9 protein-coding genes are annotated in these 15,118 nt (G+C 69.9%); all 9 read left to right on the top strand.

Annotated features, from left to right (window positions below):
- The first annotated feature begins 134 nt into the window (after positions 1–134).
- The 9 genes from ACFWOG_RS10345 (at position 135) to ACFWOG_RS10305 (ending at position 15,090) form a co-directional block, all read left to right on the top strand.
- Entirely contained in the window at positions 135–2,816 is a 2,682-nt protein-coding gene (locus ACFWOG_RS10345) for a SpoIIE family protein phosphatase (RefSeq protein ID WP_380356733.1), read from the top strand.
- A 187-nt stretch (positions 2,817–3,003) separates the two neighbouring features.
- Positions 3,004–4,770, top strand: coding sequence for an ABC transporter family substrate-binding protein (locus ACFWOG_RS10340; protein WP_380356696.1), 1,767 nt, complete (start codon positions 3,004–3,006; stop codon positions 4,768–4,770).
- A gap of 495 nt (positions 4,771–5,265) precedes the next feature.
- Complete coding sequence (gene typA / locus ACFWOG_RS10335) at positions 5,266–7,170, top strand: translational GTPase TypA (protein WP_329876233.1); 1,905 nt, start codon at positions 5,266–5,268, stop codon at positions 7,168–7,170.
- 442 nt (positions 7,171–7,612) lie between these two features.
- Positions 7,613–9,247: an ABC transporter substrate-binding protein gene (locus tag ACFWOG_RS10330; protein WP_329876235.1), complete on the top strand. Its 1,635-nt coding sequence runs from the start codon at positions 7,613–7,615 to the stop codon at positions 9,245–9,247.
- A 90-nt stretch (positions 9,248–9,337) separates the two neighbouring features.
- Complete coding sequence (locus ACFWOG_RS10325) at positions 9,338–10,282, top strand: ABC transporter permease (protein WP_329876237.1); 945 nt, start codon at positions 9,338–9,340, stop codon at positions 10,280–10,282.
- The gene (locus ACFWOG_RS10320; protein ID WP_329876239.1) at positions 10,275–11,216 is read left to right on the top strand and encodes an ABC transporter permease; all 942 of its coding nucleotides are present in this window, start codon (positions 10,275–10,277) and stop codon (positions 11,214–11,216) included. Before ACFWOG_RS10325 ends, ACFWOG_RS10320 begins: the two co-directional genes overlap by 8 nt.
- Before the next feature lie 19 nt (positions 11,217–11,235).
- On the top strand, positions 11,236–12,285 hold the full coding sequence (locus tag ACFWOG_RS10315; RefSeq protein ID WP_329876241.1) for an ABC transporter ATP-binding protein: 1,050 nt from the start codon (positions 11,236–11,238) through the stop codon (positions 12,283–12,285).
- A complete protein-coding gene (locus tag ACFWOG_RS10310; RefSeq protein ID WP_329949329.1) occupies positions 12,278–13,294 on the top strand; it encodes a dipeptide ABC transporter ATP-binding protein in 1,017 nt (338 codons plus the stop codon). Before ACFWOG_RS10315 ends, ACFWOG_RS10310 begins: the two co-directional genes overlap by 8 nt.
- 173 nt (positions 13,295–13,467) lie before the next feature.
- Positions 13,468–15,090: an ABC transporter substrate-binding protein gene (locus ACFWOG_RS10305; RefSeq protein WP_329874634.1), complete on the top strand. Its 1,623-nt coding sequence runs from the start codon at positions 13,468–13,470 to the stop codon at positions 15,088–15,090.
- The last annotated feature ends 28 nt before the right edge of the window (positions 15,091–15,118 follow it).

The raw sequence follows: 15,118 nt of genomic DNA, 5'->3' as shown, positions 1-15,118 counted from the left end.
GGAGGCGGCCAGGGGGAGCGCGCGCTCCGGCAGGGGGCGCGAGCGTGGCATTGTGGTTGCGCGGGCGGTAGGACAAAAACCTTCGCCCGATCTGATGTTGTGATGTTGAGGGCGTGTGAACGTACCCCTCGATGATGAATACTCGGTCTTCTCGACATCCGGACGGTCGCGGGTTTGGAGGGGTCGGTCCGTTGAACAGCACCCCGGCGCGTAACGCGCCGAGCAGCAGCGGTCATGCCGCTGTACCCGGGCAGGCCGGTGCCCAACACGTGTCCGCGCCCGCCGTGCCCCGCTCGGTCGCGCGCGCGGCGGCCCCGACCGTCGGTCCCGCCGCCCACCGGGTGGCCGAGGCACACCGCTGGGGCGCCGGGGACCCGGGATCGATCTACGACTACATCCGGGTCGCCACCTTCGCGATCGGCCCCGACGGCCGGATCAGCCAGTGGAGCGAGCGCGCCGCCGAGTTCTTCGGGGTCCCCGCCTCCGAGGCGGTCGGCGCCGACCCGGTCACCACCTTCGTCCCGCGCGAGCTCTGGCAGCGCGGCCGGGCCCGGCTCGAACGGACCCTGGCCGGCGAGGAGTGGGTCGGCACCACCCCGTACCGCGACGCCAACGGCGGCGAGGGCCTCGCCGAGCTCTACCTGATGCCCGACAGCGCGCTGCCCACCGCCGGCGCCACCTGTCTCGCCGTCGACCTCGGCCGGCTCCGCCGGATCGAGACCGACCTCGCCGCCTCCGAGGCGGTTTTCGGCCAGACTCCGACCGGGTTCATCCTCTTCGACGACCGGCTCCGGCTCCAGCGGGTCAACGACGCCTTCGCCTCCGGGATGGGCCTCGCCCCCACCGACCTGGAGGGGCTCACCCCGCACGACCTCTTCCCCGGCTCCGAGGCCGACCGGCTCACCGCCGCCCTGCGCAAGGTCCTCGCCAGCGGCGAGCCCGTCTTCGACCTGCGCTTCCACTCCACCGTCCCGACCCGCGAGGGCAACCGGCTCTGGGCCGTCTCGCTCTACCGCCTCAACGGCGCGGCCGGCCAGCCGACCGGCGTCGCCGGACAGGTCTCCGACGTCACCAGCCGGCACGTCGCCGAGCGCGAGGCCGACGGCGTCCGCCGCAACCTCGCCCTGCTCAACGAGGCCAGCGCCCACATCGGCTCCACCCTCGACCTGGAGACCACCGCCAAGGAGCTGCTGGACGTCGTCGTCCCGCCGTTCTGCGACCTCGCCACCGTGGACCTCTACACCGCGCTGCTCTCCGGCGAGACCGTCCCCAGCGCCGGCCGGTACGGCGACGGCGTGCTCACCGACGGCAGCGGCGAACTGCGCCGGGTCGCCGTCTCCAGCGTGGTCGGCGGCGCCTCCTCGGTGCTCGGCTCGGTCACCGGCCTGCCCATCGCGGAGGCCGGCGGCACCCTCTGCTACCCGCGCCGCTCCCCGCACGCCCGTGCCCTGCGCACCGGCCGCAGCGTCGTCCCCGAGCCCGGGCCCGACCCGCTGCTCCGCTCCACCCTGATCGTCCCGCTGGTCGCCCGCGACCAGGTGCTCGGCCTCGTCCAGCTCTCCCGCGCGATCGGCAGCGAGCCGTTCGACGCCCGCGACGTCGCCATCGCCGAGGAACTGGTCGCCCGGGCCGCGGTCTGCATCGACAACGCGCGGCTCTACCGCCGCGAGCACGAGCGCGCGCTGATCCTCCAGCGCAGCCTGCTGCCCCCGGGCAACCCGGCCGCCAGTGGCCTGGAGATCGCCTGCCGCTACCTGCCCAGCAACAACAACACCGAGGTCGGCGGCGACTGGTTCGACGTCATCCCGCTGCCCGGCAACCGCACCGCGCTGGTCATCGGCGACGTGATGGGCCGCGGCCTGCGGGCCGCCGTCGCGATGGGGCAGCTGCGCACCGCCGTCCGCACCCTGGCCATGCTCGACCTCGACCCCGCCGAGGTGCTCACCGCCCTCGACGAGATCGCCCGCGGCCTCGGCGACGACACCGCGCCGGCCGTCGTGCCCGCCCCGTACGGGCGACTCACCTCGACCGCCGACGAGGAGGCCCGCGAGGTCTACCTGGCGACCTGCGTCTACGCGGTGTACGACGCCGTCACCCGGCGCTGCACCTTCGCCAACGCCGGCCACCTGCCGCCCGTCCTGCTCGGCCCCGGCGAACCGGCCCGGATGCTGGACGTCCCGCCCGGCCTGCCGCTCGGCGTCGGCGGCGAGCCCTTCGAGGAGGTCGAGCTGACCCTCCCGGACGGCGCCGTGCTCGGCCTCTACACCGACGGCCTGGTGGAGAGCCGCAAGCACCAGCTCGACGAGGGGCTCCGCGCCTTCCGCGTCGCGCTCTCCGCCGAGGGCAAGGGCCTGGAGGACCTCTGCGACCACGTCCTCGGCGAGCTCAACCCGCACCACGGGGAGGACGACATCGCCCTGCTCATGGCCAGGGTGCACGCCTTCCCCGAGGACGCCGTAGGCAACTGGTTCCTGCCGCCCGAGCCGACCTCCGTCGCCAAGGCCCGCGAACTCGCCTGCAGCTGGTTGCTCGCCCGCGGCCTCGACGAGCTGGTCGACACCACCGAGCTGCTGGTCAGCGAGCTGGTCACCAACGCCCTGCGGCACGGCCGGGGCGAGATCAGGCTCCGTCTGCTGCGCGACCGGACCATGGTGTGCGAGGTCTGGGACGACGGCTACGCCCAGCCCAGGCAGCGGCGCGCCCAGGAGACCGACGAGGGCGGGCGGGGGCTCCAGCTGGTCAGCCTGCTCGCCGAACGCTGGGGCAGCCGGCGGACGCCCAAGGGCAAGATCGTCTGGTTCGAGCTCGGGCTGTAGACGGGCCCGGGCCGCGGGCCCACCGGGGCCGCCGCCCCCGCACGCCGCCCCCGCGCGTCGTCGCGGCACGCCGCCCCCGCGCGTCGTCGCGGCACGGGCGGCGGAGGCTCGGCCGACCGGGTGCAGTCCCCGGGCAGCCGCCGTGTCGGCGCGGCCCGGCCCGGAGCGGCGGCGTTCCATGGCCGCCATGCGCGCCCGCCTCCCCGCCGCAGCCGCCGCGCTGCTGCTCGCCCTCGCCGCCTCGGCCGGCTGCTCCGGCGGCCCGTTCCCGGCCGGCACCGCCCCGACGCCCGTCCCCGCACCGCCCGCGCCGGCCACCGTGACCGGGGACGTCCTCCCGGTCGACCGCTCCACCGTGCGGGACGGCGGCACCCTGCGCTGGGCGGTGGACGCCGTCCCCGCCACCCTGAACGTCTACCAGCCGGCCGCCACCGCCGACTCCGCGCTGCTCGCGCACGCCCTCTACCCCGCGCTGTTCCGGCCCGGTGCGCGCGGCGGCTGGGAGGCCGACCCCGACTACCTGGCCGCCGCCGAGTCCACGCCGCCCGGGCAGCTGCCGCAGGTGGTGACCTACCGCCTCAACCCGCGGGCGGTCTGGAGCGACGGCACCCCGCTCTCCGCCGCCGACTTCATCGCCCAGCGGGCCGCGCTCTCCGGCCTCGACCCGGCCTACACCTCCGCCCGCCCCGCCGGCTACGGCACGATCGACTCGATCGTCCAGGGCGCCGGCCCGCAGGAGGTCAAGGTCACCTTCCGGCAGCCCTGCGCGCAGTGGCGCGCCCTGTTCGGCCCGCTCTACCCGGCCGCCGAGACCGCCACCGCCGCCGCCTTCGGCCGCCCGCTGCCCGGTGGCACCGCCCACCCGACCGCCGGGCCGTTCCTGGTCTCCGGGTACGACCCGGCCGGCGGACGGGCCGCCCTCGTCCGCAACCCGTACTGGTGGGGCGCGCCGGCCAAGGCCGACCGGATCGACTTCCTCGCCGTCCCGGCCGAACAACGCGCCGACGCGCTCGAACAGAACCGGGTGGACATCGCCCCGTTGACGGCCGCCGTCGACCACGCGGCCGGCGGGGCAGGCGCCCCGGCCGGGGGCGGGGCCGCCCAGGCGCTCCACCGGGCGGAGACCCTGCCCGGCGTCACCCTGCACCGCGCCGCCGGCGCCGCCCTCACCCAGCTCACCCTCAACGCGGCCCGCGACCTCCTCACCGACCCGGTCCTGCGGCGTGCGGTCGCCCGTGCGGTCGACCGCCGGCACACCGCCGACGCCGCACTCACCCCGCTCGGGCTGCCGGCCGCCCCGCACGGCCACCACCTGCTCACCGGCGACCAGGACGGCTACCGCGACAACGCCGACGCGCTCGGCGCCACCGACGCCGGGCGGATGCTGGACACGGCCGGGTGGAAGCGCCCCGCCGCCGGCGCCACCCGGGCCCGGAACGGCCGCGAGCTCGCCCTCACCCTCCTGGCCCCGGCCGGCTCCGCCACCGCCCGGCGCACCGCGGACGCGGTGGTGGCGGACCTCGGCGCGGCCGGGATCGCGGTCCGGGTGACGGAGGCGCCGGCGGACACCTTCGTCCGCGACCACCTGGCCGCCGGGGACTACGACCTCGCCCTCTTCTCCTGGCCGGCCGGGCCGGACCCGGCCGGCGAGCAGCAGCCCGTCTACGCCAAGCCCCGGCCGGGCCCCGACGGAGCCCTCCGGGCCGGCACCAACTTCGCCCGCGCGGGCACCGAGGAGATCGACCGCCTCTTCGAGCGTGCCGGCGCCGAACCGGACCCCGCCGCCCGCCAGGCCCTCCTCCAGGAGGCGGACGTCCGGATCTGGCAGCTGGGCCACTCGGTGCCGCTGTTCCAGCGCCCCGAGCTGACGGCCGTCCGGACGGGGCTCGCGGGTGCGGGGGTGTGGGGCTTCGGCCGGCCGCGCTTCCAGGACGTGGGGTGGTCGGCCGGCTAGGTCGCGGTCAGGGCCTCCGTCAGGGCCTCCGTCAGGCCCTCTCTCCCGGGTCTCGTGCGTCCGGCAGGAGCCATGAGACAGGGGCCGGGTCCCGGCGGGCAGGGCAGGCGGACGCGGTCACCCGATCGCCGTGCGACCGGACCGGACCGGTCCGTGGACCGTCGCCGGGCGCGGCGGAAGGGACTGCCGGAGGGACTGCCGGAGGGACCGCCGGAGGGGTCGGTGGACGGGTCGGCGGACGGGTCCGGAACGTGCCGCCGGACGTCCACAGGGTGAAGAGCCGGTGTCCGAGTTGTGATCTTGATCCCGCCCGACCTGCTCGTTTCGGCCGAGCTGGGCGGTTCCCCGTACCATAGGAGGAAGCCGTGGCATGTCCTGCCCGGCGGGTGGACCGGTAGTAGCAGGCGGAACGGGCGGCGGCGACCAACAGTGGTCGCAAGTGCGCGTCACGCAGCCGGGCGCCGAAACCCACGATTCCGGGAGAATCTGCTAGGCATGCCCACGCGCAACGACATCCGTAACGTCGCCATCGTCGCCCACGTCGACCACGGCAAGACCACCCTGGTCGATGCCATGCTCAAGCAGGCCGGCGCCTTCGCTGCCCACCAGCAGTTGGACGACCGCATGATGGACTCCAACGACCTGGAGCGCGAGAAGGGCATCACCATTCTCGCGAAGAACACCGCGGTCAAGTACCACCCGAAGGATGGTGGCGCTCCGATCACCATCAACATCATCGACACCCCGGGCCACGCCGACTTCGGTGGCGAGGTCGAGCGAGGTCTCTCGATGGTGGACGCGGTCGTCCTCCTGGTCGACGCCTCCGAGGGTCCGCTTCCGCAGACCCGCTTCGTGCTCCGCAAGGCGCTCACCGCGCGGCTCCCCGTCATCCTCTGCATCAACAAGACGGACCGCCCGGACGCCCGGATCGACGAGGTCATCAACGAGACCTACGACCTGTTCCTGGACCTGGACGCCGACGAGGACCAGATCGAGTTCCCGATCGTCTACGCCTGTGCGCGTGACGGCGTGGCCTCGCTGACCAAGCCGGACAACGGGACCGTCCCCGCGGACAGCGACAGCCTGGAGCCGTTCTTCTCCACCATCCTGGAGCACGTCCCGGCTCCGACGTTCGAGGAGGACGCGCCGCTCCAGGCCCACGTCACCAACCTCGACGCGGACAACTTCCTCGGCCGTATCGCCCTGCTCCGCGTCGAGCAGGGTGAGCTGCGCAAGGGCCAGACCGTGGCCTGGATCAAGCGCGACGGCACCATTTCGAGCGTCCGCATCTCCGAGCTGCTGATGACCGAGGCGCTCACCCGCAAGCCGGCCGAGGTGGCCGGCCCGGGCGACATCTGTGCCGTCGCCGGCATCTCCGACATCATGATCGGCGAGACCCTCGCCGACCCGGAGAACCCGATCGCGCTGCCGCTGATCACGGTGGACGAGCCGGCCATCTCGATGACCATCGGCACCAACACCTCGCCGCTGGTCGGCCGTGGCGGCAGCGGCAAGGGCGCGGACGCCAAGTCCAGCGGCCGGGTCGACCGCAAGGTCACCGCCCGCCAGGTCAAGGACCGCCTGGACCGCGAGCTGATCGGTAACGTCTCGCTGCGCGTCCTGGAGACCGAGCGCCCGGACGCCTGGGAGGTGCAGGGCCGTGGTGAGCTGGCGCTGGCCATCCTGATCGAGACCATGCGTCGCGAGGGCTTCGAGCTGACCGTCGGCAAGCCGCAGGTGGTCACCAAGCAGGTCAACGGCAAGACGCACGAGCCGGTCGAGCGCCTCACCGTGGACGTCCCCGAGGAGCACATGGGTGCCGTCACCCAGCTCATGGGCATCCGCAAGGGCCGGATGGACAACATGTCCAACCACGGTTCGGGCTGGGTCCGGATGGAGTTCGTGGTGCCGTCCCGCGGCCTGATCGGCTTCCGGACCGAGTTCCTCACCAACACCCGCGGCACCGGTATCGCGCACTCGATCCACGAGGGCCACGAGCCGTGGTTCGGCACCCTGACGACCCGCAACAACGGTTCGCTGGTCGCCGACCGGGCCGGTGTGGTGACCGCCTTCGCGATGACCAACCTGCAGGAGCGCGGCGTGCTCTTCTGCGACCCGGGCACCGAGGTGTACGAGGGCATGATCGTCGGCGAGAACTCGCGCGCCGACGACATGGACGTCAACATCACCAAGGAGAAGAAGCTCACCAACATGCGGTCGTCGAACGCCGATGTTGCCGAGTCGATCGTCCCGCCGCGGAAGCTCTCCCTGGAGCAGTCGCTGGAGTTCTGCCGCGAGGACGAGTGCATCGAGGTGACCCCGGAGACTGTTCGCATCCGTAAGGTCGTGCTGGACCAGAAGGACCGTGGTCGTACCGCCTCGCGCGCCAAGAAGGTCTGATCACCGCCTTCTGAGGCCTTCCGGCCGTGCTTTGGCCGGAAACCGTCGCCCCCCTTTCCGATGGAGAGGGGGGCGAACTTTTTCAACTACTCCATGCTGTCGACGCGCGTATAAACGGAATAGCGCTTACCACGGCAAGGTGTCCGCTGAGCGAACGTGACAGTCCGTCATTCATGACGACTGTCCGTTTAATGCCTGTCTGAGTATGTCTCATATGTCCGATTTTCGAAACTTACCGACCGTTCATGTGACCTAATTGAGATCGGTAGTGGTCACTTTCGTGTCCGTGCGTGACACATAGTGGGTGCAGTCAGGCTCGGGTCAAGGGTTAACGCGCAGGGGTGCGCGCCGAAACCACGAGCGCGGACGGCACAGCGGATCCGGTCCCGACCAACCGCGGTGCTCTCCTCGTTGGAAAGTCGAATTCAGGAGGCATCCCCCCATGCGTGGTGCAACCCAGACCAAGTGGCTCGTCGCGGCGACCGCGATCGCCCTTGCGGCGACCGCTTGCAGCACCAGCTCGAAGAGCAGCGACAAGGCTGCCTCGGGCGGCGGCACGATCGCCGTTCAGCTCGGTGAGCCGCAGCACGGCCTGATTCCGCAGAACACCGCGGAGTCCGAGGGTGCCGAGGTCCTGAACGCCCTCTTCGCCGGCCTGGTCGAGTACGACAACAAGACCAACGAGCCGAAGCTGCGCGTCGCGGAGTCGATCGAGTCCCCCGACAGCAAGGTCTGGACGATCAAGCTGAAGGACGGCTACACCTTCCACAACGGTGAGAAGGTCACCGCGCAGTCCTTCGTGGACGCCTGGAACTGGGGCGCCAACCAGGACAACGCGGCCGAGGGCCTCCCGTTCTTCGCCAAGATCGACGGCTCCGCCGACCTGGCCCCGGGCAAGGACAAGAAGCCGGCCACCGACAAGCTCAAGGGCCTGACGGTCGTCGACGACAAGACCTTCACGGTCTCCCTGACCGCGCCGTTCTCCCAGTTCAAGACCATGCTGGGCTACAACGCGTTCTACCCGCTGCCGAAGGCCTTCTTCGCTGACAAGAAGACCTTCGAAGAGGCCCCCATCGGCAACGGCCCGTTCCAGATGGACGGCAAGTGGGAGCACAACCAGCAGATCAAGGTCAAGCGCTTCGAGGGCTTCCCGGCCGCTGACGGCAAGGCGAAGCTCCAGGGCGTCACCTTCAAGATCTACGACAAGCTGGAGACGGCGTACAACGACCTGCGCGCCGACAACATCCAGGCCACCGACAAGCTCCCGATCTCGGCCATGGGCACGGTCAAGGGCGAGTTCGGCGACCGCTACATCTACAAGCCGGAGTCCGGCGTCGGCTACATCGGCTTCCCGATCGCCACCAACCCGGAGACCTACGGCAAGCCGGAGATCCGCAAGGCGATCTCGATGGCGATCGACCGCGAGGCGATCACCAAGACGATCTTCTCGGGCACCCGCGTCCCGGCCGACGACTTCGTCAACCCGCTGATCCCGGGCTACCGCAAGGGCGCCATGGGCGACGCGGCGAAGTACGACCCGGCCAAGGCCAAGGAGATCTTCACCGCGGCCAACGGTGTCCCGAACAACACCCTGGAGCTCGGCTACAACGCCGACGGTGGCCACAAGGAGTGGATCGAGGCCGTCGCCAACCAGCTGAAGAAGAACCTGGGCGTCGAGGTCACCCTCAAGCCGTTCGAGAAGTTCGGCAAGATCCTGGACGCGCTGGGCGACAAGCAGTACTCCGGCGGCTTCCGCATGGCGTGGTCGATGGACTACCCGTCGATCGAGAACTACCTCCGTCCGATCTTCTCCAAGGTCGCGATCGACAACGGCTCGAACTACGGCGGCTACGTCAACGAGAAGTTCGAGGCGCTGCTGGACCAGGCCGACCAGGCGAAGAGCCCGGAGGAGGGTCAGAAGCTGTACCAGCAGGCTGACGACATCCTGGTCCAGGACCTGCCGTACATCCCGGTGTACACCTACATGTCCTCCGCCGCGTACAGCAAGAAGATCAAGAACTTCGACACCGACGCCCAGGGTCGCATGAACCTGGACGAGGTCGAGCTCGCCGGCTGATCCGGTTAATCAGACGAACGGGGGCGGGCGGACCGGACTACAGTCCGGGTCCTCCCGCCTCCCTTCCTTGTCCGAAAGTATGGAGGTCTGATGGGCCGCTATGTCATCCGCCGACTTATACAGGCAATCCCTGTCCTGATCGGTGCGACGTTCCTGATCTACTGGCTGTGCTTCAGCCTGCCCGGTGACCCGGTGCAGGCGCTGGCCGGCGAGAAGAAGGCCGACCCGCTCGTGGCGGAGATGATCCGCCAGAAGTACCACCTGAACGACCCGTTCCTGCTCCAGTACTGGAACTACATCTCCGGCGTGTTCCAGGGCAACCTGGGTGAGAGCCTGACCGGTCGTTCGGTGAGCGACATGATCAGCGAGGCGTTCCCCTTCACCGTCAACCTCGCCATCGTGGCTTTCGTCATCGAGGCGATCATCGGTGTGCTGGCGGGCGTCATGGCGGCCCTGCGCAAGGGCAAGTTCCTGGACCAACTGGTCCTGATCAGCACGCTGTTCGTGATTTCGATCCCGGTCTTCGTCACCGGTTTCGTGCTCCAGCTCGTGCTCGGCGTCAAGCTCAAGAACGACTACGGTCTCGAGATCTTCTCCGTCTCCTTCAACGAGGAGGACGGTCTGCGGGCGTACCTGCTGCCGGCCTTCGTGCTGGCGTCGACCTCGCTCGCCTACGTGGCCCGACTGACCCGCACCAGCCTCATGGAGACCATGCGCGCCGACTACGTGCGCACCGCGGTCGCCAAGGGTCTGAAGCGGCGTCGGGTGATCGGCCGGCACGCCCTGCGCAACGCGCTCATCCCGATCGTCACCTTCCTCGGTGCCGACCTCGGTGGTCTGATGGGCGGCGCGGTCATCACGGAGAAGATCTTCAACATCCACGGCATCGGCGGTCTGCTCGCCCAGGCCGTGTACCAGAAGCAGGGCACGATCATCGTCGGCGTCGTCACGCTGCTGGTGATGATCTACCTCGTCACCACCCTGCTCGTGGACCTGCTGTACGCCGTGCTCGACCCGAGGATCCGCTATGAGTGAGACCATCACCAAGGGCGCCGAGGCCCCCTCCGAGGACAACTCCCCGAAGTCCTCCCCGGAGAAGAAGCAGAAGCCGGAGCGCGTCGCCAGTCTCTGGTCGGACGCGATGAGCGACCTGCGTCGCAACCCGGTCTTCATCATCGGCGCCGTGCTGGTGTCGTTCCTGCTCCTGCTGGCCGTCGTGCCGCAGTGGTTCACGGACGGCAGCCCGTTCGACTCGGGGGCCTGCGACCTGGCCGACTCGCTGAAGCGTCCGAGCGGCGACCACTGGTTCGGCTTCGACGTCCAGGGCTGCGACATCTACACCCGCACGGTGTGGGGCGCGCGCAACTCGATCATCGTCGGCGTCCTGACCACCACCATGGTCACCCTGGTGGGCGCCCTCCTCGGCCTGCTGGCCGGGTGGAAGGGCGGGATCGTCGACAGCATCCTCTCGCGCTTCACCGAGATCTTCTTCTCGATCCCGCTGCTGCTCGGCGGCATGCTGATCATGTCGATGCTCGGCAAGGGCAACGCCTGGACGGTCTCGGTCGTGATGACCGTGCTCGGCTGGCCGCAGATCTTCCGCATCATGCGTGCCTCGGTGCTGTCGAACAAGAACAACGACTACGTGATGGCGGCCCGCGCCCTCGGCGCCGGCTCCGGCCGGATCACCTTCCGGCACATCGTGCCGAACGCCATCGCGCCGGTCATCGTCGTCTCCGCGATCAGCCTGGGTGTCTACATCGGCGCCGAGGCGGCCCTGTCCTACCTGGGCATCGGCGTCCAGCCGCCGGAGATCTCCTGGGGCCTGATGATCAGCGACGCGTCGGTCCGCTTCCTCGACGCGCCCCACGTGCTGCTCTTCCCGTCCGCGGTACTGAGCGTCACCGTCCTGGCCTTCATCATGCTCGGCGACGCGGTCCGCGACGCCCTCGACCCGAAGCTCCGCTGAGAGAAGAGGTGACGACCCGATGACCACCGTGATCGAGAAGAACCAGAAGACCGGCCGCCTGGAGGTTGGCACCCCGCTGCTGGAGGTCAAGGACCTCCACGTGGAGTTCCACACCCGGGACGGCGTCGCCAAGGCCGTGAACGGCGTCAACTACTCCGTGGCCGCCGGTGAGACCCTGGCGGTGCTCGGCGAGTCCGGCTCCGGCAAGTCCGTGACCGCCCAGACCATCATGGGCATCCTCGACATGCCGCCCGGCAAGATCAGCCAGGGCCAGATCCTCTTCCGCGGGCAGGACATGCTCGCCATGAAGGAGGAGGACCGCCGGCAGATCCGCGGCCAGAAGATCGCGATGATCTTCCAGGACGCGCTCTCCTCGCTGAACCCCGTGATGACCGTCGGCGCCCAGCTCGGCGAGATGTTCCGGGTGCACCGCGGCTCCTCCAAGAAGGAGGCCCGGGAGAAGGCCATCGAGCTGATGGAGCGGGTGCGCATCCCCGCCGCCCGGCAGCGCGTCGGCGACTACCCGCACCAGTTCTCCGGCGGTATGCGCCAGCGCATCATGATCGCCATGGCGCTCTCCATGGAGCCCGACCTGATCATCGCGGACGAGCCCACCACCGCCCTGGACGTCACCGTCCAGGCCCAGGTGATGGACCTGCTCGCGGAGCTCCAGGCCGAGTACAACATGGGCCTGATCCTGATCACCCACGACCTCGGCGTGGTCGCCGACGTCGCGGACAAGATCGCCGTGATGTACGCGGGCCGGATCGTCGAGACGGCGCCGGTGCACGAGCTGTACGCCAACCCGGCGCACCCGTACACCAAGGGCCTACTCCGCTCCATCCCGCGCCTGGACCAGAAGGGCCAGGAGCTGTACGCGATCAAGGGCCTGCCCCCGAACCTGCTCAAGGTCCCGGCCGGCTGCGCGTTCAACCCCCGCTGTGACGTCGCCACCGACCTGTGCCGCTCGGAGATCCCGAAGCTGCACCAGGTGACCGACAAGGACGGCAAGGAGCTCACCGGCCGCCGCAGCGCGTGCCACCTCTGGAAGGAGACCCTCCATGGCTGAGCCCATCCTGGAGGTCAAGGACCTGGTCAAGCACTACCCGCTGACCCAGGGCATCCTCTTCAAGAAGCAGGTCGGCGCGGTCAAGGCCGTCGACGGCGTCTCCTTCGAGCTGGCGAGGGGCGAGACCCTCGGCATCGTCGGCGAGTCCGGCTGTGGCAAGTCCACGCTGGCCAAGGTGCTGATGAACCTGGAGCGGGCCACCTCCGGTCAGGTGCTGTTCAAGGGCGAGGACATCTCCAAGCTGTCCGGCGCGGGCCTCAAGGCCGTCCGCCGGAACATCCAGATGGTGTTCCAGGACCCGTACACCTCGCTGAACCCGCGCATGACGGTCGGCGACATCATCGGTGAGCCGTTCGAGATCCACCCCGAGGTGGCCCCGAAGGGCGACCGCCGCAAGGCCGTCCAGGACCTGCTGGACGTGGTGGGCCTGAACCCGGAGTACATCAACCGGTACCCGCACCAGTTCTCCGGCGGCCAGCGCCAGCGCATCGGCATCGCCCGCGGCCTCGCGCTCAAGCCCGAGATCATCATCTGCGACGAGCCGGTCTCCGCCCTGGACGTCTCCGTCCAGGCGCAGGTGATCAACCTGCTGGAGCAGCTCCAGAGCGAGTTCGAGCTCTCGTACATGTTCATCGCGCACGACCTCTCGATCGTCCGGCACATCTCCGACCGCGTCGGCGTGATGTACCTGGGCAAGATGGTCGAGATCGGCTCGGACGAGGAGATCTACGAGAACGCCACGCACCCGTACACCCAGGCGCTGCTCTCCGCGGTGCCGGTACCGGACCCGACGGCGCGCGAGTCCCGCGACCGGATCATCCTGACCGGTGACATCCCCTCGCCGGCCAACCCGCCGTCGGGCTGCCGGTTCCGCACCCGCTGCTGGAAGGCCGAGGAGCGCTGCTCCACCGAGGTCCCGCTGCTGGCGGTCCCCGAGGTGCTGACCGGTGCGGCCAAGCACCAGTCGGCGTGCCACTTCGCCGAGGTCCGGGAGCCGGCTGCGGCCTGATCCCGCTTCACTCCGCCCGGAAGGGCCCGCAGCCCCGTGCTGCGGGCCCTTCCGGCGTTCCGTCAACTCCTCCGGCCCCCGGTGCACCCGTCCGGGGGTACCCGACTCGCGCCGCCGCACGGGCGCGCTTCTCATGGGGTGTGATGCGTCACACACCTTGAGGAGGGACCTCCATGCCCGCAGCCACCCGTGCTCGATGGGTCCTCGCCGCAGCGACATCCGTGGCCCTGGTGGCCAGCGGGTGCAGCAGCGGCGGCGGCAGCAGCAGCGGTTCGTCGGACAGCACCAAGACCTTCAGCTACCAGAGCAGTGAACCGCAGAACCCGTTGCAGCCGGCGAACGCCAACGAGACGGGTGGTGGGCGCATCCTGCAGAACCTGTTCAAGGGCCTGGTCGACTACGACCCCACCAACGCGAAGATCCGGATGCAGGTCGCCGACACCATCGAGACGAGCGACTCCCAGACCTTCACCATCACCCTGAAGGACGGCTGGAAGTTCCACGACGGGACCCCGGTCCACGCCAAGAACTTCGTCGACGCGTGGAACTGGGCCGCGACCACCAGCAACAACCAGATCAACAGCTCCTGGTTCTCCGACATCGAGGGCTACCAGGACGTCCACCCGACGAGCGGCCAGCCCGCCACGAACAAGATGTCCGGGCTGACCGTCGTGGACGACCTGCACTTCACCGTGAAGCTCAACGGCAAGGTCTCCTACTTCGAGTACAAGCTCGGCTACATCGCCTTCTCCCCGCTGCCCGACGCCTTCTTCAACGACCCGGCCGGGTACGGCCAGAAGCCGGTCGGCAACGGCGCCTACCAGTTCGTCAGCTGGGACCACAACCAGCAGGTGGTCACCAAGGCGTTCCCGGACTACCAGGGCGTCGACAAGCCGAAGAACGGCGGCATCGTCTTCAAGATGTACAGCACCGCGGAGGCCGCCTACGCGGACCTCCAGTCCAACAACCTGGACGTGATCGACCAGGTGCCCCCGTCGGCGCTGGCCACCTACAAGAGCGACCTCGGCGACCGGGCGATCGACGCGCCGCAGGGCGCCATCCAGAACATCGGCTTCACCCTGTACCAGCCGGACTGGGCCCCGCCGGAGAAGGCCAAGGTCCGCCAGGGCCTGTCGATGGCGATCGACCGCGAGACCATCACCAAGACGGTGCTGCAGGGCTCGCGCAAGGCGGCCACCGCCTGGGTCGCCGAGGGCGTCGAGGGCTACAAGGACGGCCAGTGCGGTGCCAACTGCACGTTCGACCCGGCCAAGGCGAAGCAGCTGATCGCCGAGGGCGGCGGCGTGCCCGGCAACAGGCTGACGATCACCTACAACGCGGACGGCGGCCACAAGGAGTGGGTCGACGCGGTCTGCAACTCGATCCGGCAGAGCACCGGCGTGGACTGCGTGGGCGACCCGAAGCCCGACTTCAAGACCGCCCGCGCGGCGATCACCGGCCACCAGATCAACGGTGCGTTCCGTACCGGCTGGGTGCAGGACTACCCGCTGAACGCCAACTTCCTCGCGGACGTCTACCGCACCGGCGCCGCCTCCAACGACTTCGGCTACAGCAGCCCGCAGTTCGACCAGTTGGCGAACCAGGCCGACCAGGCTCCCAGCGTGGCCGACACGGTGACCGGCTACCAGCAGGCCGAGGCCGTGCTGGCGGGCGACATGCCGGCGGTCCCGCTCTGGTACTACCGCACCAACTCGGGCTACTCCACCAAGGTGCAGAACGTCGAGTTCGACTCCTTCGGCAACCCCGCCTGGACCCAGGTCGAGGTCAAGGGCTGATCAGCCCCCCTGCGCCGGCCCCGCCCTC

Source organism: Kitasatospora sp. NPDC058406 (genome assembly GCF_042722765.1).
Classification (GTDB): Bacteria; Actinomycetota; Actinomycetes; order Streptomycetales; family Streptomycetaceae; genus Kitasatospora.
This window is presented reverse-complemented; position numbering and strand designations above follow the sequence as displayed.